Source organism: Pseudomonas sp. Nvir (genome assembly GCF_963778085.1).
In the GTDB taxonomy this organism is placed as follows: domain Bacteria; phylum Pseudomonadota; class Gammaproteobacteria; order Pseudomonadales; family Pseudomonadaceae; genus Aquipseudomonas; species Aquipseudomonas juntendi.
Window position 1 is genome coordinate 3,681,194 of record NZ_OY970405.1, and the last position, 17,928, is coordinate 3,699,121.

Genomic DNA, 17,928 nt, shown 5'->3' on the forward strand with positions numbered 1-17,928 from the left:
GGATTAGGTTCCTTGGGTGGCTTGGAGTTTTTTGAACGCATCGGGGTTGTCCCTGGCCAGCGCAGCGCGCTCCGCCTCGGTGTACTCGCCCCATTTCTTCATGGCCTTGCCATTGTTGTCGCCGGTCTGCCCGGCACCCTGAGCCCTTGGCCACAGGTGGGTAGCGGTTTCGCGCAGCGATTCCGCCCATTCGAGGGGAGACAGCGGGGTCTTGCCGTCCTTCCCGTACACGACTTCGCCGGCACGGTCAGTGGCGACAGGCTCGCCGTCTTCGCTCAGTTTGAAGGTGCCTCGGGCGCGGAGGATGATGTCCTCAGCAGCCTCAGGCAGCGCGCCGGCCTTGATGGCGGCAGCGCGGATGGAGTCAGCCAGCACCTTGTCGCTGTACTTGGCGGCGAAGGCTTCGGCCTTGTCCGCACGCTCGTTGGCGGCCTTGACCTGCTTGTCCAGGTCGGTGCGTAGGCGCTCGGTGCGACGACTGATGACCTCGTCCAGCTTGCCCTCGGCGATCAGCTTGGTTTCCTCGTCCTGGCCGGCCTTGGCCAGCAGACCCTTGACCGCCTCGATGTCCAGGCCGTCGAACTGACCTTTCAGTTTGTCCAGCTCGGCCTTGATGGTCTTGTTGGAGCCGATCAGCTCGGTGTTTTTGGACTTGAGGCCCGAGACCTCGCCGTCCAGGAATTTCTGCACCTCGCCGCCCAGCGCTGCCTTCAGCGCGGCAGTTTGGGTTTCGTCGAGGGTGAGGCCGTGGGCGGCCGGGTCGAAGTCAAAAGGCATGTGGCTATCCCCTTGGGATTGGTTGGCCCGCCTGGCGGGCAAGAAAAAGCCCCGCGATAGCGAGGCCTGGAATGCGCGCCACAAAAGGGTGGCCCGAAGTTTCGTGGCGCGGATCAGTTGATCCCTGCCCGCTCGAACGCCAGCGGCTCCAACTCTTTGAGCTGGTCCAGCGTCAGCGGCTTGAAGTTCTTGTCCAGCTGCAAGCCGGCGAAGCGCTCGGCAGTCAGCCCGCCATCGCGGAACAGCTTGCCGCGCACCGGCCCCAGCGCGGCGTCTTGGAAGGCCGCTGGCTGCGTTTTGAGCCACTGGTAGTAGCTGAGGCTTGCAGAGACCTGACCGCCGCCATCAGCGCCCACTGCCGCCCTCGTGGCGCCTTGCCCGAACAGCGCCGACAACTTGGTGATCGGCGTGATGGTGGTCCGGCAGTGAATGTGGAACGGGGGCACAGGCCCCTTGCCCATCTCGAATTCGCGGCCGTCCATGCTCCGGCACTGCACGCTGGTCTTTCGGTCCAGGGTGGCAACGATTCGATACCCGGGCACCACCTCGGCATTCGCTTTGAGCGTTTCCATGCGCGCCGTGGTGGCCACATGCTGAACTGCGGTTTGGACGACGGCCCGGGCGCTTCGGTTCGTGACCGCCAGTACGCCGTCCGTGAAGTTCTGCGCCGCCGTGCCGCGCACGGCCTGGGTGATCTCCGCGTTGGTCTGGCCTTGGACGACCCCCATCCGAATGGCATTGGTTACCCTGTCCGCTTCGATGCGCGTCCATCCATTCAGGAATGGCTTGAGCAGCTTGCCGCCATCCACCCCGGCCACCTGCAGGGGCTGCGTGTTGATCGCCGCCCTGAGCAGCGAATCCGCCGGCATGGCCGCGTCTATCAGCAGCGCCGTCGCCAGGCTGCGCCCCTCGAATGCAGCCTCGTACTGCGCAATATCCACCAGGTCGGACTGCATCCGGTCGCTGAAGGCCTTGTAGATTTCCAGCAGCTTGCCGCCCACCCGGCCAAGAAACTCCTCAAGCCGGCTGCGGCTGTAGGTGGTCAGCTCCTTACGGGTGAGCTGGTCGCGGACATGAGCATCGGCCCGGCGCAGGTAGGTCTCGAACTTCTTGACCTCGCCAGCCTTGAGCCGCTCAAGCAGTACCGAGTGGCGGCTTACCTGCTCCAGCAGCTTCTCGTCCGCCGTTTGCTCCGGTTTCATTGCCATCGTCTTTGTCCAGGTTGACGCCGCCCGCACCGTGCTCGTCGCCTATCAGCTCGGCTTCTTCGTCGTAGGGGCGCTCGGGAAGCTTTCCGGTGGTGAGGTACTGCCAGTAGGTCTCGGCGCTGATGGTGCCGGCCATGACACTCTTCTGCAGCTCGGCCAGGACCTGGGCGTTGACCTCTGGGATCACAAACTCTGGCTTGACCGTGAAAACGACCTCATCCTGGTTGTAGCCCGTCCACTCTGCTGCGTATCGCAGGGCCTGCTCGATGGCGGCCGCCGCGGTGATGACAATGCTGTGCAGTGTGGCGTGCTGGTCGTTCTGGCGAGTTTTGCGGGCCTCGCCCGACTCCGTACCGGAAACGTCCATGACCTTGGCGCCAGCTTCAAGGGCTGCATTCTTCTGGTCTTCCATCGCCGTGCGAACGGCCTCGATGCCGGCCCCCTGGAACTCCAGGTAGCCGCATTGGCCTTTCGGGCCGAGGTCCCAAGCGGCAGACGGGCCGGTGACGCTGAGTTCCACGCTCTCATCCAGGCCAGATACCCACGGCTGCGGATGGCTGGTCTGGTGCAGCGCGGTGAAATAGTCGGCGCTGAGCTGGTACGACTTCAGTGCCGCCCGCGCCATCGTCAGCAGCGGGATTTCATCCACGTCTGGCGAGTTGTCGGTAGACCCACAGTAGATCACCGGGATGTACTCGAGACCGCGCACCAGTTGGTTGTCGGTACCGACAGTACCCAGCGGGCGGTCCTGCTCGATCAGTTCGCCGGCCTCGTTGCGCACGGCGGTATAGCAGATCTGGTCGAGCATGTAGAACTCGCGGAAAACCGTCTCGCAATCGTGGCTGTAGCGGTCCTCGGCTTTCTTCCTGAACTCGCGGAACACGGCCAACACCAGATCCTGGCGCCCGCCTTGGTCGGCAGTGTCCCAGTTGATGGCGTTGCGCACCGCGTAGGTGGCGAAGTACGGCTGGCCGGAGTCATCCACGTTCACTACCAGCGGCACTCGGCCATGGGAGATAGCCTGGCGCACGACGCGCAGGAACAGCTGGGTCAAGCCGAAGCCGTCGGCCGTAGCGTTCTCTTCCAGGTCCTTCAGCCCGTTGGGCAGCTTCACCTCGGGAATGAGCCGGGAGACCAGGCCCATCATCGAGCGCAGCGAATCGCGAACCCAGTGCTCGTACTGGGCCCGATCGGTGTAGTTCCGGTAGAGGTAGGCATTCCCCTGGCCGTCCAGCTTCTCCGCCTCGACCATGCCGCCGGGCTTGGGCAGATTGCGCGGGCTGCGCTTGATAGCGCCCTCGCCCTCCAGGGCGTCGTCCATCATCCGCCACTCTTCGATGTGAGCGTCGTAGTCAGGGTTGGTGGATTGAACAGGCATTACGCCAAACCTCCGATGCGGCGGACACCGCCTGTGCGTTTACGTCGCGCCATGGCAACGGCGAAATAGCGGAACCCGTCAGCCGGGTGCGAGGACCAGTCATGAAGCGGCTTGTCCTTCCAGCACCCGCGCTTGTCGTCCCACTCCTTGCGATAGCTCTCCAGCGCGGTGATGCCCTCACTGCACTTGGCCTCATCGAAAGCACAGTTGGGCAGGATCTCGCGCGCCTGCTCGATACCTTCGTCAACGCCGAGCTTCGGAACGACTTGGAAGGTCATTCGATACTTCTCGCCGTCGATCTCGTAGCCCTCTCGAGCGAGTTCACGCCGAGTCTTGCCGTCGCTACCGAATTCCCGGTTGTCGATGTCGTGCGGTCCCCAGTGCTCGCCGTATTCGTAGCCGCGATCCTTTAGCACCTTCATGTAGTGCCGCAGGCCTTCGCCGCTGTTCTGGTAGAAATCGACGATGTGATACTCCTCGCCGACGATCCGGACGAACCAGATGGCCGTGGAGTCGCCCACACCGATGTCCCAGAACGTGTGCACCGGCAGGTGGCTGTTGTCCGGAAGCTTCCCGATGCGCTGGGCGGCGTAGAGCTTGGTGAACTGCTTGGCGTAGTAAGCGCCCTCGATCGTCTGCTGGAATGCCTCGGCAGGGATCGACGGGTATTCCCGCTTCATGTCGTCGCCGAGGGTCTTTTCCTTGGCGGTGTACCAGGCGCGTTGGCCGGGGTTGGTGACGATGCCGTGCTTGGCGGCCAGGTCGTCGAAGTACTTGGTCAAGCGGTCCGAGATCAGGACGTCGGTCGGGTCAAGCCAGTAGAGCGGGTTCCGCCACCAGCTGAAGAAGAAGAACTTCCAGTCCAGCAGGCCCAGGGGCACACCAGCCAGCTGCTGCTTCTCTGCGCTCTGCGAGTAATCGAAGAAATAGCCAGCCCGCCCCTCCGCCGTCGACTCGATCGTAACGAAACACTCTGCGGCGACAGCCTCAAAGGCGCCGGTGACGATCTCTCGGGCTTTGTGCGGAAACTTGGCACAGATCTTCCCGAACTCGGATACGTGCAGATACCGTAGAGTCCCGCCCCGAAAGGATGTGGACACGTAGAGCGATCCGCCTTTGCTGAACACAAGCTCGCCAGCAGCATCGTTGCGAGCAGGGTTAGCAGCGCGTATCTCCTTGGGAAGGTTGTCATACGCATACTTGACCTTCTCTCGGAATAGCCGCTTGGCGTCGTTCAGTGTGTGGGCGATCAGGGCGCACTTGGCAGCCTCAAACAGCGCGGCATCCAGCTGGACGATGCAGACCAGGGTCGTGAAGCCCAGCTGCCTGGCCTTGAGGATGATGTTACGGGTGTGCATCCCCTGGAAGTAATCGATCTGCTCCTGCGTCATGCGGAAGCGGACCTTCTTGCCCTGCTTGTCCGTGATGAAATACAGGTTGTTCAGCCGCCAGAACCGGTCCCGGAGCAGTTTCAGGTGCTCGGGCTTCATGGTCAGGCGTCCTTCGATAGTTCATCCATCAGCTTGGATAGAGTGTCTTCCTCGCTACCACCCTGTTTGACGTCGAGGTCATAAGCCTGGCGCTCCAGGGCAACAAGCGTCTTCAGCGTCTCGGCCAATTCCTTCATGGTCTTGGTCCGGGCAGGCAGCGCGCTCATCTTCTTGGCCAGAGCCAGCACATCGGCCATCGCCTCGCCGTCTTCGTGGTCGCCATCCTTCAGCTGATCGATCAGTTCCTTGATGGTGCCCTGCTCATCCGTCAGCGATTCCAGCTCATCCAGCAGCTTGTTTGTCAGCCGGCGGCTCCGGGAAATATCACCCCGGTGCGCCATCCTGATGTTGGCGATGACCTCAGCATTGAGCTCGATGATCTCCCTTTCGGTTTCCGCCTGTTTGCTGGAAACCTCTGTGGAAACCTCTCGCCTGGAAACCAGTGCATCGGCCTTGGCCTTGATCTTCGCCTTCAGGTCTCGGTCCCAGCCATCGCGCTTGGCGCGCTTGTTGATGGCGGTATGGGAAACCTCGTGGGCGGCTGCGATCTCTCGCACGGAAAGCACGCCGGCCCGGTAGGCTCGTTCGATCGCCTCCCAGTCGGGTTGCTTGGTACTCATGTCGAATCCTTATTGATCTCGGTCGATACGAAGCGTGCGGACCTTGCCACCAGTGCTTGTATCGCGCCTTGCCGCCATCTCGACGGCCTTCTCGGCAGATGCGCCCATGTCCATCGCAGCGAATGCGTATGGCGTTCCGCTGCCAATGGCGTACGGCCGGTCTGCCTTGAGTGGCGACTTCCACAGGCCGGTATCGTCGTCTACGGCAACCATCATCAGATTGCCGTCGTGAAGGACGATTGCAGAAGCGTCGACCTTCCCCGATGGGGATGTGCCGAAATAGGCCCCCACCAGAGCGTCATAGTCACAGACGGCGCCTGTCAGGAAGAACTTCACGCCATCGCGCTCAATGCACTTGTCGCAATCATCGTCGGTGATGAGGTCGCCTCGGGTGACTCGGGAGTCGTAGGCGATTACGCCGTCCTTGTAGGCGATGGTGGTCATTCAGGGTGAACCTCGATCTCGATGCCGCGGCCCACCCAGTAGCTGACACGCTCCAGGCATGGCTCACGACGGGTCAGCTGTGCCAGGGCCAGAACACCGGCCAAGTAGTATGTCAGCCACCACCGCTGGCGGCAGACGACATGAGCAGTTACCGAAGCCATTGGCCATTCCTCGCGCCTCGAAACGGCGAATCTCGAATTTGTGGCGCGGGTCAGTCAACGCGCACGATCTTGGCCACGTTCCCCTTGGCCCGACACACCAGAATGGCGGCCAGAAGATAGAACGCAGTGTTGAACCACGACACATCAGCGAACTCGTCATGGAGCACCATGCGGCCGATGAGGCTGACACACTGCATGCCGGTCACCGCGCAGGCAGCCCAGGCCATCAGGGATACGCCCAGCTTGTAGCGGGCATCGGGGTATGGCCGGTAGCGCAAGCCGATCATCACGAAGATGACGGCGCACAGTGCGGCCTGGATAACGGCAACCATTCAACCCTCCTTCCTGGCTCGCAGGCGGAAGACCCATTGCAGCCACCGGGGCATCTGCCCGGTCTGCATCCACTCCAGCAAGCCAGAGAACGTGACGACGCAGAGCACGCCGCACACGAAGGCGCTGAAGCCTGCGGTTTGCGTCCAGGCCCTGCCCAGCATCTCAGCAGCACCAAGGTAGCCACCGATCCAGCCGGCCAGCAGGTAGCCGATGCGGCGAAGCATGCCGATGTCCTTGGCGTACACGACGTAGAAGAAAGCCCCGCCGAACGCGCCCACCAGGGTGGCTAGGTCCAGTTCAGGGAAGAAAGCACCCAGGCCGACGCTGGCAAGTACGCCGGTCACTGCAAGGGCGCCGGTACTCGGTTCGGCCATAGGGTGCTCCATAGAAAAAAGAAACCCGCACTCGGCGGGCTGTATTCAGTAGCGATGCAGGATACCGCCCGGTTTCAACTCCTCTCGGAGCAAGCGGCGAACGTCCTCTTCCAAGCAGGGCCCGAGCTTGAGACCGCTGGTGACAGGGCTCACGCCTATCCCAACACCGGCAACGTAGTATTGGCCTTGCTCGTTCACGGCCAACTTCACCCTGTAGCCTTCGAGAACTGGATGATCGCTCCTGGCCTTGTCACTCTCGACCTTGATGCGGGCCGGGTCGATGGCGGAATCCTTGAGGGTCGCGTTGTTGATGAAGACTTGGCCGTCGATTACGACAAATAAGGCTTCGCCTTTAATCTGTTCGTCGCTGGGCACGTCAGCGGCCAAGGTGACTTTCACGGTGCCGGCAGAAAGCTTGCATTCGTAGGACCCGATACGCTTAGCCAGCGCCAGATCGGCCTCGGCGCGGGAAACCACTTCCTCCATGGCTTGTCGGGCTGGCTTCTCGCCCGTGACGTAGCCGCTGTGGTCGCTCTGGCCGGTTACTCGGCTGGTGAGCATCTCGGTCGCGGTGCTATCCGCCTTATTTCCAGGCGATGCCACAGCATGACCCAGTGCAGCAATCGGCGCGCCCTGGGCCGCAACCTGGCCTCCGCATGCGGCGACCCGGCCCTCGCAGGCAGTGACGCGGGATGCAAGCTCTGAAACGAAAGAGGCTTCTGCTTTGCTCGAGACCATCATCTGCAGAGTGACGCCAAAACTGTGCAGCGCTTCGATGCTGGAGCGCAATGACGCGAGGGTTTCGTTGGTTTCGGACATTTGCATGCTCCAGATACGAAAAAGCCCCGGCATGTACCGAGGCTCAGAATGGGTGCGGAGGGCCGGTGCGTACCCGGCTTGCTGGTCTGGCTCGCTGGGTCACGTACCCCAGACTCTCATCGCGTAGTCGATCAGGGAGCGCACGGCTTTGATCGACGCCACTACCGACTTAGCCCAGCTGCCTGAGCGTGTCATCCGCATAAAAAAGCCCGCACAGGGCGGGCAAAGAGGGATCGTGCTTTTTTAAATCTGGTGGCTGTAGAACAGCGAGTACGACTCGATACCGTCGTTGGGCTGCTTAATGCCAGCGTTGGAGTAGTGAATCGCTCGGATGCCAACCTTCTGCGTCTCGCCGATCTTCAAGCCCGCACCGATGCGGTCTTCGAAGTTGAAGGCCGAACCAAAGTCCTGGTCACCTGCGGACGTACCAGAGAAGACCGCCAGGCCGATGCCAGCCTCAACGAATGGCTTCACGTTACCGCTGCCGAACTCGTAAACGAAAACTGGCGCAAAGGACAGCGAGTGAGCGCCACCGGAAGCATCTCCTGCTTCCCAATAGGTATACCCAGCATCCCAGTAACCGGTTAGACGGCCAGTACTGGATTCAAACCAGCTTTTGTCCCAGTTAAAGCCAACGCCTGCACGCGCCGTAATGCCGCCTTGACTTGTCGCACCCAGCGCACCGGAAAGCTCAGCTGCTCCGGCAGACGCAGCAAAAAGGGACAGTGCTGCAGCAGCTAGAACTGTTTTCATAATCACGGTCTTCCATGTTTGTTTAGTTAGCAACCTATCAGAATCATAGCGCCATCAAAACGTTCCGTGCTACACAAAAAAAATCTGACCTCGCCAGAGGTGGCGTCGGGCCTCTTGAGGGCCTCTTCGGGATCGAGTAGGAGGCGGGTTCACACCCGCCGTCCTCTCACACCACCGTGCGTACGGTTCCGTACACGGCGGTTCAGGTTATGCGACTAAGCCGGTTGATCGTATCCAGTATCGAGACCAATCCGAGTTGATCCCACAGTTTCTTCGGTAGGGCCTGATTCACATGTGGCGCACCCGAGTTCCACCATGGGCCTCGGCCATTGAAAGCAGATTTACAAGCACGCTCTCGGCTTAGACCCAGACGCATCAGGTTGCTGATCCTCGTAGAGGGTTGCTTCCATTGCCGCCAGATGACACAGCGAAGTTTGTGCCTGATCCACCCGTCCAGCTCTTCTAGTGGGCGCCTGCTCTGACTGAGCTTGAAGTAACTCGCCCAGCCCCGTACCACGGGGTTCAGCCGCTCGATGATATAGGCCACCTTGCGGCCTCGCGCCCCGCGCAGCAGCTCCTTGAGCCGACTGCGCAGGCGACCAAGGCTCATCGTCGCTACCCTCAGCCTAGGCTGTTGATGCCAGCTCATCCCATAACCCAAGTAGTCGCATTTCCACGCCCGTGCCACTTGGCTCTTCTTCCTGTTCACCGTCAGTTTCAGACGCTCTTTCAGGAAGCGCTCGACGCTGGTCAGTACTCGCTCGCCTGCCCGCTGACTACGTACATAGATGTTCGCATCATCGGCATAGCGCACAAAACGGTGCCCCCGCCGCTCCAGTTCACGGTCAAATTCGTTGAGCAGGATGTTCGACAGCAACGGCGAGAGCGGGCCGCCTTGCGGCGTCCCTTCCTGCCGTGGGCTGACGACACCGCCCGACATGACCCCGGCTTCAAGGTAACGGCGGATAAGCCTGAGCACGCATTTGTCTTCGACACGGCGCTCGATACAGGCCATGAGTATGTCGTGGTTGACCCGATCAAAGAACTTCTCCAGATCAAGTTCCACGCACCAGCGATGGCCCGCCCCCACATGGGAGCGGGCCGTTTCGACGGCTTGATGAGCGCTTTTGCCCGGACGAAAGCCATAGCTGTAGTCCGAGAACAGCGGGTCAAAGATTGGCGTGAGCTGTTGCTGCAGGGCTTGCTGGATCAGGCGATCCACGACACTGGGAATCCCCAGTTGCCGGGTACCGCCCTGCGGTTTGGGAATTTCGACCGCCCGCACTGCCTGGGGATGGTATTCACCAGCCAGCAACCTGGCCTTGAGAGTTGGCCAATACTGTTTCACATAGCCAGCCAAGTCAGCGACCGTCATGCCATCGGCACCCGGTGCTCCCTTGTTGCTGACCACACGCTGATACGCACGTTTGAGGTTGGCCGGTGCAAGCACCCGCCCCATCAGCGTGTCCGGCTCCGCGTTCGTCCACGCCACAGACGCCGTCGATGCCTGCGCACTGCCAGCCGTCACTCTCGGATTCTGTCCGGAACTTGGGGTCACAGTTCTCCCTCGGAGAAATTTCTGCTTTTCGACATTCGACGAGACTCTGGCGCCTACTGGCGGCATAACCTGTTCGGCCCTTGGTGGCGCGGTTAACTGCCACTTACTACGGCTTCGGCTGACTTCTGCACGTCCATCCCGTCGCCTCTTGACGCTCGGTAGCACAATGGCAAACGTGCAGATCTCCCAGGGTAATTCGCGTGACCTTCCTGCTTATGCCTGTCGGATCTACGTCGCAGCGTTCCGTGCAAGTATCGGGCTTTGAAGATATTGGCCTTCTCACCCCGCTGCGCCGCCTCTATCCGCTTCCTGTTCGTCAGGCCAGCATTTTGCCTCGGGCTTCCTTCAGATTCGCAGTCGCCCGCGACACCCTTGCCTCTGGCTAACACTTCCCCTTGCCGGGTGTGTAGAGGACTTTCACCTCCAAGTCACCCGCTTGGCCACCATAGTCAAGCGGGTTGCGCTGACGCGCAACGCGCCATGCCTGGCGCACCAATAAAAAACCCGGCGCAATGGCCGGGTTAATTTGAGTTTTTGCCGGAGGCAAAATTATCAGGATGGCGAAATCATGCCACCAGCCGAGCGGGAACGCAATAGGGCCTCAAGCGGCCCTGCGCATTTCGTAAATTGCGGCTGCCACCGGACTCAGTGCTTCCTTGTCCAGATCCTCGCAGCACTCGAACGCAAGGCGCACATATCCGCCCCACTCTCGCTCCCAGCGGACCGATTCCAGCCTTACCCCATAGTGGGCATCCAGCCAGGCACGGAAGCCCTCAGGCGACTCCAGCGGGTCATCATTGGCCGACTGCCCGCCCTGGTGCATGTACCGGTACCTGGCCATGACGCCCTTTACCACGTACTCGAGTTTTTCGCGCTTGGCGGCGGTCATGCGCGGAGAGCGCTGCGTCACCATGATGAAAACCGATTCCTCGGCCGTCTCCTTGGTGTCGACGTCGAGCCGCGGTGAGTACATGAAGTTGCCGAAGGCCTTCACGTGCGCGGTTAGCTTGCCGATCGCCGACTGCACCTGGCCGGCGATGACCTGGTGTGCGGCATGGCCGGCGTGGCGCTGTCGTTCCGTGGTTTGCACCATCGCCCCCAGCAGGCCGAGTTGCTCGATGAATGCACCTTGGCTATCCCATGCCGTGTAGAGGCAGTCATGCCACGCCTGCCGTGCGCTGTTCAGTTGCATGGGCCGTTCTCCTTCTTGCGGCGGGTTTGAATACTGTTGGCGCGCATAGCGCACCAGGCCGAAACGATGGCCATAGCGAGGAGCAGCACGCCGGCCGTGTCTGTGATGGTCCAGATCATGCTGCTGCCCCCATTGGCTTGATGTGGACGCGCACAGCGCCGCCCTTGGTCGTTTCCTTGCTAACCCTGATCTGGGTAGCGAATACGTTGTCGTCGATGCCCAGTGCGTCCGCCAGGCCGTCACGGCCAGCCTTGAACATCGCCAGCAGGTTGTCGTCGTCGCGCCGGCGGCGGTCGGGCGGCACGAACTCGACCACCAGCAGGGCCTGGCCCACGAGCGATTGCAGGCCGGCCTGCTTGGCGAGCACATGGCACGCCGCACGGTAGGCCTTGGCCGCCCTGCTCTTCTTCGACCAGTGCACCCGGGCGTTGGGGCTGCATGCGGCCGGCGGCCATGGGAGCGTCAGTTCGTTCATGCCGCCCCCTTGACTGTCATCAGCCCGGCGCTGATCAGGGCCTCATGCGTCTCCGCGATGGCCCTTGGCATGTCCGACCAATCCACCTCACCCCGCCCGCGCCCATCCAGCACGTCATGGCAGGCCGAGCAGGCGTAGACCGCCACGGTGTCGAAGCCCTTCATGCCCATGCCTTTCTGGCCGCATGGCAGGTGCGCCAGCACGGTGGTCTCGGGGTTGAAGTTGCAGGTGCCAGGGAGGCGGACTGTGCAGTCCTGGCCCCGGGCGCTCTCGCGCACCTTCTTGCTGACTACGCGCATGGCTCGGCCTCCTTTGCTTTCTGCTGCCCGGGCACGAAGTCGCCGCGCAAGGGCATCAGGTGCGCCGGCATCGAAAGGCACGCACCATAGGTATCCTGGATGCTGGAGACCAGACCATCGCCGACGACGAGCCAGCATTCGCGACCAGACGCATTGCTTACAGGGCGCCCGTCTGCCGGATCTCGCCAAGCGCTCACCTGGCCCGGCGTCAGGAACTCTACGAGCTCGCACGCTTTGCCTATGTTCTCAGTGAAGCGGTGAGCACCCACGATCAGCGCCAGGTCGCCCGGCTTGAATTGATGGCTCATGCAGCCTCCTCACTCAACAGATCACTGAACACCACACCCTGCGGCGCGAACTCGTCCACGATTCTGTCGGTGTACTGGCCCCCCTGGGCCCGGTCGAACAGCCGAGTCACCGGGAAACCATCCGGCCCGAACATCGCGCACGGCCCCATCAGGCGAAGCTTCACCTCATACGGCAGGTGGATGAACGACTCGGCCCAGCCAGTGCGGAACTCGTCGCAGCCGGCGCGCATGATAGGCACTCCGAAGTGCAGCTTGCAGTACCTGCGCACATCCTCGATGCCGCCCATCTCGGTGCTCTTGGCGATCCGGTCGTACATGGCGAACCACAGAGCGTTCTGGTCCAGGGTGCGGTCCTTGCCAGGGCGCATGCTCACCACGACGAACTTCTTGTCGCGGAACATCCGAGTGAGCATGGTCACGGCCTCGGATAGCTTGGCCTGGCTGTTGACGCTTATCTTCTCGGTCATGGCGCCACCTTCAGGCCCTGGGCCTCAATCGCCTTGCGCACGTCGCGGATGTAGGCCGCCTCGTTGAAGCTGCCGCCTTCCACGTCGTCGAACTCCTCGCGGTAGGCCTCAGCTGATCGATTCGGCAGCTCCACCACCACGGCCTCGCGGGAGGCCTGCCAGGCCCACCATGCAGATTGAACGGATGGGATCACGTATTCGCCGTCATCGCAGCGTGTAAGCACTCCCGGGTAGAAGCGGCCATTCCGGGCCGTGCTCTTTGCTGCATATGCCGCTTCGAACTGCTCGCGCATCTTGTTGGTGTCCATCAGTGCTTCTCCCCGGCCAGAAATTCCGATACCGATTTCCCGGTGGCGATGTGCTCAAGGTTTCCCTGGCCGTCTGTGCGGAACTCACCCTTGGGCAGGTACAGACGCTCGAACTGGCCGTGCCATTCGTGGATGCACGGATCGCATGCGGAGCACAGCATCCAAGGCTGGCTTGGCAGCCCGCGCCACTGCCCCTCCATGCGAACCCAAAAATTACTGGTGGCCGTGTTCTCTCGGCAGCCACATTCGTAGCACTGGAATAGGCTCACACCCCCTCCCCGGCCGGCTGCCCGGCGCGCTTGATGTTCAACTGAGCGACTGCGGCGCGTGCTTGCCGCTTGCGCAGGTAGGTTTCGATGCGGCGGCGCTGGTCTTCCTTGGCGCGCTCGCGGTCTTTCTTGGCCTTGGCGGCCTTGAGGATGCAGCGCACCTCGGCGAGCTTTTCCCGCGTCTTCTCGCTGGCCTGCGGGCGAACTGCACCTGTCAGCAGGCCCGCAATGGCTTCGCCGTCTTGGGTGGTCGGCGCAATGCGCAGATCGGCTAGGTACTTGGCGCCGGTCTCTTGGGTGATGAGCTGGGCAAGAACGGCGGACTCGATGGCAACCACACGGCACCCAGCGTCGTAACCCAGCGACACTTCCCACTTGGCCGGCTGATCCTCGGCGCGGGCGAAGCTGACCAGGCGCTCGTAGGCGCTCATGAAGGCCATACGGGCGCCGATCTTGTCGCCGGCCTCAAGGATTGGCTCTGAGGCGATCATGGCCTGGCGGATTTCAGTGGTGAGCACGACGGTTTCATGCTCGTCACTGGCCGCCAGCGCGATCGACCACGCCTCATCCTTGCCGGGACGGCTATCAGCCGCGTGGATGTGCTTGAGAACCATGCCGAGCGAAAGGCGCCCAGCAGGCTCTCTACGGCACGCGCGTAGTGCGCCGATGATCACGCCAGGCTCATAAGCCGAAAGGTCCTCAGCGATGAGCTCAGCGCCTCCAGCGCTGATTGCCTGGCCCATTGCCTCGGCAGTTGCACAGATGGCCACGGCCAGTTCGGCTTGTTGGTCAGAGGAAAGCATTGCGCTTACCCCCCTGGCGGTTCCGGATTGCGTCCGCCGCTTCCTGCGCCGCGTTTATGTTCGCCTGAGTCTGCTCTTGCTGCCGGGCAGTCGTGGCGTTCATCTGGCGGTTGGTCACCCACTGGGTGTGGTATGCCTCGGCCTTGGCCAGCAGGTCGCCCAGGTTATGGCAGCCGTTGATCAAGCGAGCGTCGTTGATCGTCAGGAAGTACGCGGCCACATGGTGGGCGACATCGATGCCGAGACGGCTGATCAGCTGGCCAACCTGGCCGCCGGCCTTGGCGTTCCATACCGGCCACGCGTGGTAGCGCTTGCGGTAGGCCATGGCGTAGTTCGCCCAGGCCTTGAAGGTTTTGCAGGACTGGTTCTTCGGCCCTGGCATATCTGCCGGGATCTCGCAGCGCGGCTGCTGAGCCGTAAACGGAACCACGATACCCTCCGCGACCACGGCTTCAGCCTGGGTCGCAACTGGTTCAATGACTGGTTCCGTTACTGATTCAAAAGAGTGACTGGTTCTGGGTGCAGCTCCTGCACTACCCCCTAGTGAATCTGCTGCACTAGGGGGTGAACCTGCTGCACTACCCTGGTGAATCTGCTGCACTACCCCTAGTGAATCTGCTGCACCACTCAAGGTGAGGTAGTAGACGTTCGAAGAGTTACCCTTTGGGCCGCCCTTACGGATCTCTTTGCGCAGAAGGCCGGCACCGCACAGGGTGTTGATGTGGTTCATCACAGAGCGCTTGCTGATCTCGCACTGGTCGGCAACGTGCTGATACGACGGCCAGCACTCGCCCATGTCGTTGGCGTTGTCGGCCAGCTTGATGAGCACGAGCTTGCGCAGCGGGTTGCCGACCTTGGTTTTCATGGCCTTGACCATCAGCTCCATGCTCATTGGTCATGCTCCCTGGCCATGCATGCAAGAAGCTCGGCGTCATCAGCCATCGCCTTATCAATTGCTTGGTCGGCAGCAGCGTACTGAAGCCAGAAATGTCGGCCGTCAGTGATCCCCACCGCCCGGGCTAAGTTGTTGTATGGAAAGTCGCGCATGTACCGATAGCGCCTGGCGTCAGCGCGCAGGGCTTCGTGCTCCGAATGGACGCCATCCCCAGCATCGTCCAGCCTGGTGATGATCTCGCGGGCGGTGCGCGCGGCAGCGTCCAAAGAGTCGTGCCCCGGTGGGATTCCTCCCTCAAGCAGCAAAACTAGCTCCTTGGCGGCTTCCATAAGGTCGCAATACAGGGAATAGTCACCGGTGCCAGCCGCAGTAACGCGGCCTCCAGCCAGCGCCATGCCCAGGTGGATCGGCTCGGCAGCGTCTTCTACAACAAGGGTCACGTACTTCATGGCCGCCCCTTCCCGACCATCTCGGCCAGCTCAGGGAAGCGATCCACATACCAGTGAGGCTGCGTTTCGCGAGGACATTGTGGGCTGGTCAGGTTCTTGCCGTAGCGCAAACCCTTCTCGGTGATCGCCCAGAAGGTGACCACCTCCTGCTTCGAGTTCTTGCGCTGCATGACCTTGAGCACCCCGGCTTGCTGCAGCGCCTTGTTGAACGACGCGGGCGACATGCGGATACCGTTGTCCTTGAGCAGGGCGGTCAGCGCTTTGGTTGGCAAAGAGCTTCCGCCAGCCGCGTCAGCAGGCGCATCCACTGCATAGCTGGGCAGGAACTTCGGGTCGAGGCCGTTGCTCTCGGCGATCTTGGCGAGCATCTGCACCTGGCAGGATGCGGCTGGCTTCAGCAGGCGCGTGAAGCACTCCATGATGGCGATCTCGCCTATCACCTTGGTGCCATTGGCCATCACGGCCTGGCGCGCCTCGGACTGGCCTTCCAGCTCACGCCAGCGGCGAATTACCTTCATGCGCAGGACGGCGCTGTAGCCGGTCAGGAGACAGTCGGTGTGCTCCCGATCAAGCAAATACTCGACCTGCTCGCGGTTCTGCCCGTCCAAGTAGATGTGCTCAAAACTGAGTACATCTGCTTTCAGTTCGGCCAGCATGGCCGCAATGTCGCGCTTCACGTTGGCGTGACGCTTGCCAGTCAAGCTGGCTATCTCACGCGACGACATCGTGCGCGCCACGAAATCGTGGTTCGCATTTTGTGGCGCGAGGGCTGCGGTATTGCTTTGGATGGTCTGATGCATATATGATGACCTCACACAAGCGTTACGAATGCAGTACAAGAAGCCGGTCTAGCCACCGGCTTTTTTGCGTCCGCGGTTTGGGTTTTGGTGTTTTCAACGGCAGTTCCTCATGAGTCCCTCAGGGGCTTATTAGCCCTTGCGAAACGACCGAACATTGCTTCGGCCAGGCTCTGTTCTCGTCATCCGGTTGAGAGCCTCGTTGATGATTTGTGCCGCCAGTTGCTCAGGGGTTAAGCCCTTCTGCCTGGCGAGATACGCCAGATCCGAATTGCCCTTCCCGTCGAGCTGGATCTCCAGCTCTTTGCTTTCTGGCACAGGGCCTCCTCGGCCACTTCAGGCCACGTCAGTCTTCGCGTTAAGCTCTTGCATCATCTGGTCGAGACCGCGCTCCAGAATTTCCCTGGCGAGCACTGCCTTCTGCGTGCGCTTGAAGCGAGCCATCGCCGACAGCAGATCGTCGGCAGCCTCATCCAAGCGAACCTTGGTGGGCTTGTTGTGCAGGTGGTCGGGGTCGAAGTACGACACGGTGGGTTCCTTTGTGGTTGAAAGTGGTTAAGCGGCGGAAAGCGCGTGGGTCGGGTTGCTGTCGATCTGGCTCCATGGGAACGAAGGACACAGATCGGCACGATTCACAGCACCATTCGTAAGCGCCTCAATCTGTAGTGCGCGCTTGGCTGGGACCATGCGCTCTCCTGAACACCATTGGTTGACGGTGGGTGCCGCCACATTCAGCCGGCGCGCCAATTCCGCCTGGCTGCCCAGCACGCGGGATGCTTCTTTGGCTGCTTCTGCTGATTTCATGAGTTCTCTCCTGGAGATTTACCGATGAATATAAGGCATTACCTTATTTCGTACAAGCCATTGCCTAATCGCGCTGGCGATAGGCCTAATTAGGCAATGCTTACCGGACCAGAATTAGGTGCAGCCATTGATGCTGCGCGGATCGCCAAGGGCGTATCTAAGAAACAGCTTGCAGACGACTTCCAGGTGAAGCCTCCGTCGGTACAGGGCTGGGTGAAAAACGGCCGGATCGACAAGTCCAAGCTGATGGACGTGATCGCTTACTTTTCTGATGTGGTGGGCCCTGAGCACTGGGGGCTTCGCCCAGGTTTCTCCTACGAGAGCATCCAGGATGTCACTTCGGAACCTGTCGCAGAGCCGGCGCCAACCTCAGCTGCCGACATGGTTCGCGCCATGCTCGCGAAGCAAGGCAAGAACTTGTCGGATTCGGCGCGCGCGCAGTTGATTGCAGCCGCCGAAGCGACCGATGAGGGAAATGTAATTACCGTAGATTTCACCCGGCCTGGCCTGGTCGGGGACGAAGTCCGGATCGCTCACTACGATATCCGCGCTGCAATGGGTGGCGGCCAACTCCCCCACGACTACCCGGAAATGCTCAAGGACATTCGCGTCAGCCCCAGTCACCTGCGGGAAATCGGCGTCGAGTTTGAGGAGCACTACCACCTGAAAGTGGTCACCGGCTGGGGTCAGTCGATGGAGCCCACCATCAAGCATCGGGACCCGCTGATCGTGAACATCAACGTCCGCGACTTCGTGGGCGATGGGGTGTACCTCTTCGTCTGGGATGACCTGCTCTACATCAAGCGCCTGCAGGTGGCTGATGAGGAGCACTTCGAGATGATTTCGGACAACCCGCGGCACAAGGATCGGCTGATCCGCCGGGACATGACCTACATCCAGGCTCGAGTGCTACTGGTGTGGAATGCGCATTTGGTCTGAGCAGTTAA

At 61.3% G+C, this 17,928-nt stretch carries 28 protein-coding genes; 1 reads left to right on the top strand and 27 read right to left on the bottom strand.

What is annotated here, in order from left to right:
* Positions 1-3 precede the first annotated feature (3 nt).
* From AACG97_RS17775 to AACG97_RS17905, 27 genes are all read right to left on the bottom strand, one after another.
* A complete protein-coding gene (locus AACG97_RS17775; protein WP_023661584.1) occupies positions 4-777 on the bottom strand; it encodes a hypothetical protein in 774 nt (257 codons plus the stop codon).
* Between the two features lie 113 nt (positions 778-890).
* Complete coding sequence (locus AACG97_RS17780) at positions 891-1,985, bottom strand: minor capsid protein (protein WP_029886758.1); 1,095 nt, start codon at positions 1,983-1,985, stop codon at positions 891-893.
* Positions 1,912-3,363, bottom strand: coding sequence for a DUF4055 domain-containing protein (locus tag AACG97_RS17785; RefSeq protein WP_023661586.1), 1,452 nt, complete (start codon positions 3,361-3,363; stop codon positions 1,912-1,914). Before AACG97_RS17785 ends, AACG97_RS17780 begins: the two co-directional genes overlap by 74 nt.
* Positions 3,363-4,853 carry a hypothetical protein gene (locus tag AACG97_RS17790; RefSeq protein WP_029886757.1) on the bottom strand — a complete coding sequence of 497 codons (1,491 nt, stop codon included), beginning with the start codon at positions 4,851-4,853 and terminating at the stop codon, positions 3,363-3,365. Before AACG97_RS17790 ends, AACG97_RS17785 begins: the two co-directional genes overlap by 1 nt.
* Before the next feature lie 2 nt (positions 4,854-4,855).
* Positions 4,856-5,473 (bottom strand): hypothetical protein, encoded by a 618-nt coding sequence (locus AACG97_RS17795; protein WP_023661588.1) that lies wholly within the window; start codon positions 5,471-5,473, stop codon positions 4,856-4,858.
* A 9-nt stretch (positions 5,474-5,482) separates the two neighbouring features.
* Positions 5,483-5,917 carry a proteasome subunit beta gene (locus AACG97_RS17800; protein WP_023661589.1) on the bottom strand — a complete coding sequence of 145 codons (435 nt, stop codon included), beginning with the start codon at positions 5,915-5,917 and terminating at the stop codon, positions 5,483-5,485.
* Entirely contained in the window at positions 5,914-6,078 is a 165-nt protein-coding gene (locus tag AACG97_RS17805) for a hypothetical protein (RefSeq protein ID WP_023661590.1), read from the bottom strand. The genes AACG97_RS17800 and AACG97_RS17805 overlap by 4 nt, the downstream gene beginning before the upstream one ends.
* A gap of 50 nt (positions 6,079-6,128) precedes the next feature.
* Entirely contained in the window at positions 6,129-6,410 is a 282-nt protein-coding gene (locus AACG97_RS17810) for a phage holin family protein (protein ID WP_029886756.1), read from the bottom strand.
* On the bottom strand, positions 6,411-6,785 hold the full coding sequence (locus AACG97_RS17815) for a putative holin (RefSeq protein WP_029886755.1): 375 nt from the start codon (positions 6,783-6,785) through the stop codon (positions 6,411-6,413).
* 45 nt (positions 6,786-6,830) lie between these two features.
* Complete coding sequence (locus tag AACG97_RS17820) at positions 6,831-7,604, bottom strand: hypothetical protein (RefSeq protein ID WP_029886754.1); 774 nt, start codon at positions 7,602-7,604, stop codon at positions 6,831-6,833.
* 243 nt (positions 7,605-7,847) lie between these two features.
* Positions 7,848-8,357 carry an acyloxyacyl hydrolase gene (locus AACG97_RS17825; protein ID WP_023661594.1) on the bottom strand — a complete coding sequence of 170 codons (510 nt, stop codon included), beginning with the start codon at positions 8,355-8,357 and terminating at the stop codon, positions 7,848-7,850.
* A 202-nt stretch (positions 8,358-8,559) separates the two neighbouring features.
* Positions 8,560-9,981: a group II intron reverse transcriptase/maturase gene (gene ltrA, locus AACG97_RS17830; RefSeq protein ID WP_042914345.1), complete on the bottom strand. Its 1,422-nt coding sequence runs from the start codon at positions 9,979-9,981 to the stop codon at positions 8,560-8,562.
* 535 nt (positions 9,982-10,516) lie between these two features.
* Positions 10,517-11,107 (bottom strand): hypothetical protein, encoded by a 591-nt coding sequence (locus AACG97_RS17835; protein WP_029885816.1) that lies wholly within the window; start codon positions 11,105-11,107, stop codon positions 10,517-10,519.
* Positions 11,098-11,226: a hypothetical protein gene (locus AACG97_RS17840; RefSeq protein WP_256671754.1), complete on the bottom strand. Its 129-nt coding sequence runs from the start codon at positions 11,224-11,226 to the stop codon at positions 11,098-11,100. The genes AACG97_RS17835 and AACG97_RS17840 overlap by 10 nt, the downstream gene beginning before the upstream one ends.
* Positions 11,223-11,582: an endodeoxyribonuclease RusA gene (locus AACG97_RS17845; protein ID WP_029885817.1), complete on the bottom strand. Its 360-nt coding sequence runs from the start codon at positions 11,580-11,582 to the stop codon at positions 11,223-11,225. The genes AACG97_RS17840 and AACG97_RS17845 overlap by 4 nt, the downstream gene beginning before the upstream one ends.
* Positions 11,579-11,881, bottom strand: coding sequence for a nuclease domain-containing protein (locus tag AACG97_RS17850; RefSeq protein WP_029885818.1), 303 nt, complete (start codon positions 11,879-11,881; stop codon positions 11,579-11,581). The genes AACG97_RS17845 and AACG97_RS17850 overlap by 4 nt, the downstream gene beginning before the upstream one ends.
* Positions 11,872-12,189: a hypothetical protein gene (locus tag AACG97_RS17855; RefSeq protein ID WP_029885819.1), complete on the bottom strand. Its 318-nt coding sequence runs from the start codon at positions 12,187-12,189 to the stop codon at positions 11,872-11,874. The genes AACG97_RS17850 and AACG97_RS17855 overlap by 10 nt, the downstream gene beginning before the upstream one ends.
* On the bottom strand, positions 12,186-12,656 hold the full coding sequence (locus tag AACG97_RS17860) for a hypothetical protein (protein ID WP_029885820.1): 471 nt from the start codon (positions 12,654-12,656) through the stop codon (positions 12,186-12,188). Before AACG97_RS17860 ends, AACG97_RS17855 begins: the two co-directional genes overlap by 4 nt.
* The gene (locus tag AACG97_RS17865) at positions 12,653-12,964 is read right to left on the bottom strand and encodes a hypothetical protein (RefSeq protein WP_050492193.1); all 312 of its coding nucleotides are present in this window, start codon (positions 12,962-12,964) and stop codon (positions 12,653-12,655) included. The genes AACG97_RS17860 and AACG97_RS17865 overlap by 4 nt, the downstream gene beginning before the upstream one ends.
* Positions 12,964-13,233, bottom strand: coding sequence for a hypothetical protein (locus AACG97_RS17870; protein WP_080709206.1), 270 nt, complete (start codon positions 13,231-13,233; stop codon positions 12,964-12,966). Before AACG97_RS17870 ends, AACG97_RS17865 begins: the two co-directional genes overlap by 1 nt.
* Complete coding sequence (locus AACG97_RS17875; protein ID WP_029885822.1) at positions 13,230-14,036, bottom strand: hypothetical protein; 807 nt, start codon at positions 14,034-14,036, stop codon at positions 13,230-13,232. Before AACG97_RS17875 ends, AACG97_RS17870 begins: the two co-directional genes overlap by 4 nt.
* The gene (locus tag AACG97_RS17880; RefSeq protein ID WP_029885823.1) at positions 14,023-14,928 is read right to left on the bottom strand and encodes a helix-turn-helix domain-containing protein; all 906 of its coding nucleotides are present in this window, start codon (positions 14,926-14,928) and stop codon (positions 14,023-14,025) included. Before AACG97_RS17880 ends, AACG97_RS17875 begins: the two co-directional genes overlap by 14 nt.
* Positions 14,925-15,380, bottom strand: coding sequence for a hypothetical protein (locus AACG97_RS17885; RefSeq protein WP_029885824.1), 456 nt, complete (start codon positions 15,378-15,380; stop codon positions 14,925-14,927). Before AACG97_RS17885 ends, AACG97_RS17880 begins: the two co-directional genes overlap by 4 nt.
* A complete protein-coding gene (locus AACG97_RS17890; RefSeq protein WP_080709207.1) occupies positions 15,377-16,105 on the bottom strand; it encodes a Rha family transcriptional regulator in 729 nt (242 codons plus the stop codon). The genes AACG97_RS17885 and AACG97_RS17890 overlap by 4 nt, the downstream gene beginning before the upstream one ends.
* Positions 16,106-16,309: 204 nt before the next feature.
* Complete coding sequence (locus tag AACG97_RS17895; protein WP_029885826.1) at positions 16,310-16,495, bottom strand: hypothetical protein; 186 nt, start codon at positions 16,493-16,495, stop codon at positions 16,310-16,312.
* A gap of 18 nt (positions 16,496-16,513) precedes the next feature.
* Positions 16,514-16,705 carry a hypothetical protein gene (locus AACG97_RS17900; RefSeq protein WP_012053015.1) on the bottom strand — a complete coding sequence of 64 codons (192 nt, stop codon included), beginning with the start codon at positions 16,703-16,705 and terminating at the stop codon, positions 16,514-16,516.
* 27 nt (positions 16,706-16,732) lie between these two features.
* Positions 16,733-16,981, bottom strand: coding sequence for a transcriptional regulator (locus AACG97_RS17905; protein ID WP_029885827.1), 249 nt, complete (start codon positions 16,979-16,981; stop codon positions 16,733-16,735).
* A 96-nt stretch (positions 16,982-17,077) separates the two neighbouring features.
* Here AACG97_RS17905 and AACG97_RS17910 point away from each other — a divergent pair, with 96 nt between their 5' ends.
* The gene (locus AACG97_RS17910; protein WP_029885828.1) at positions 17,078-17,920 is read left to right on the top strand and encodes a S24 family peptidase; all 843 of its coding nucleotides are present in this window, start codon (positions 17,078-17,080) and stop codon (positions 17,918-17,920) included.
* Positions 17,921-17,928: the final 8 nt, after the last annotated feature.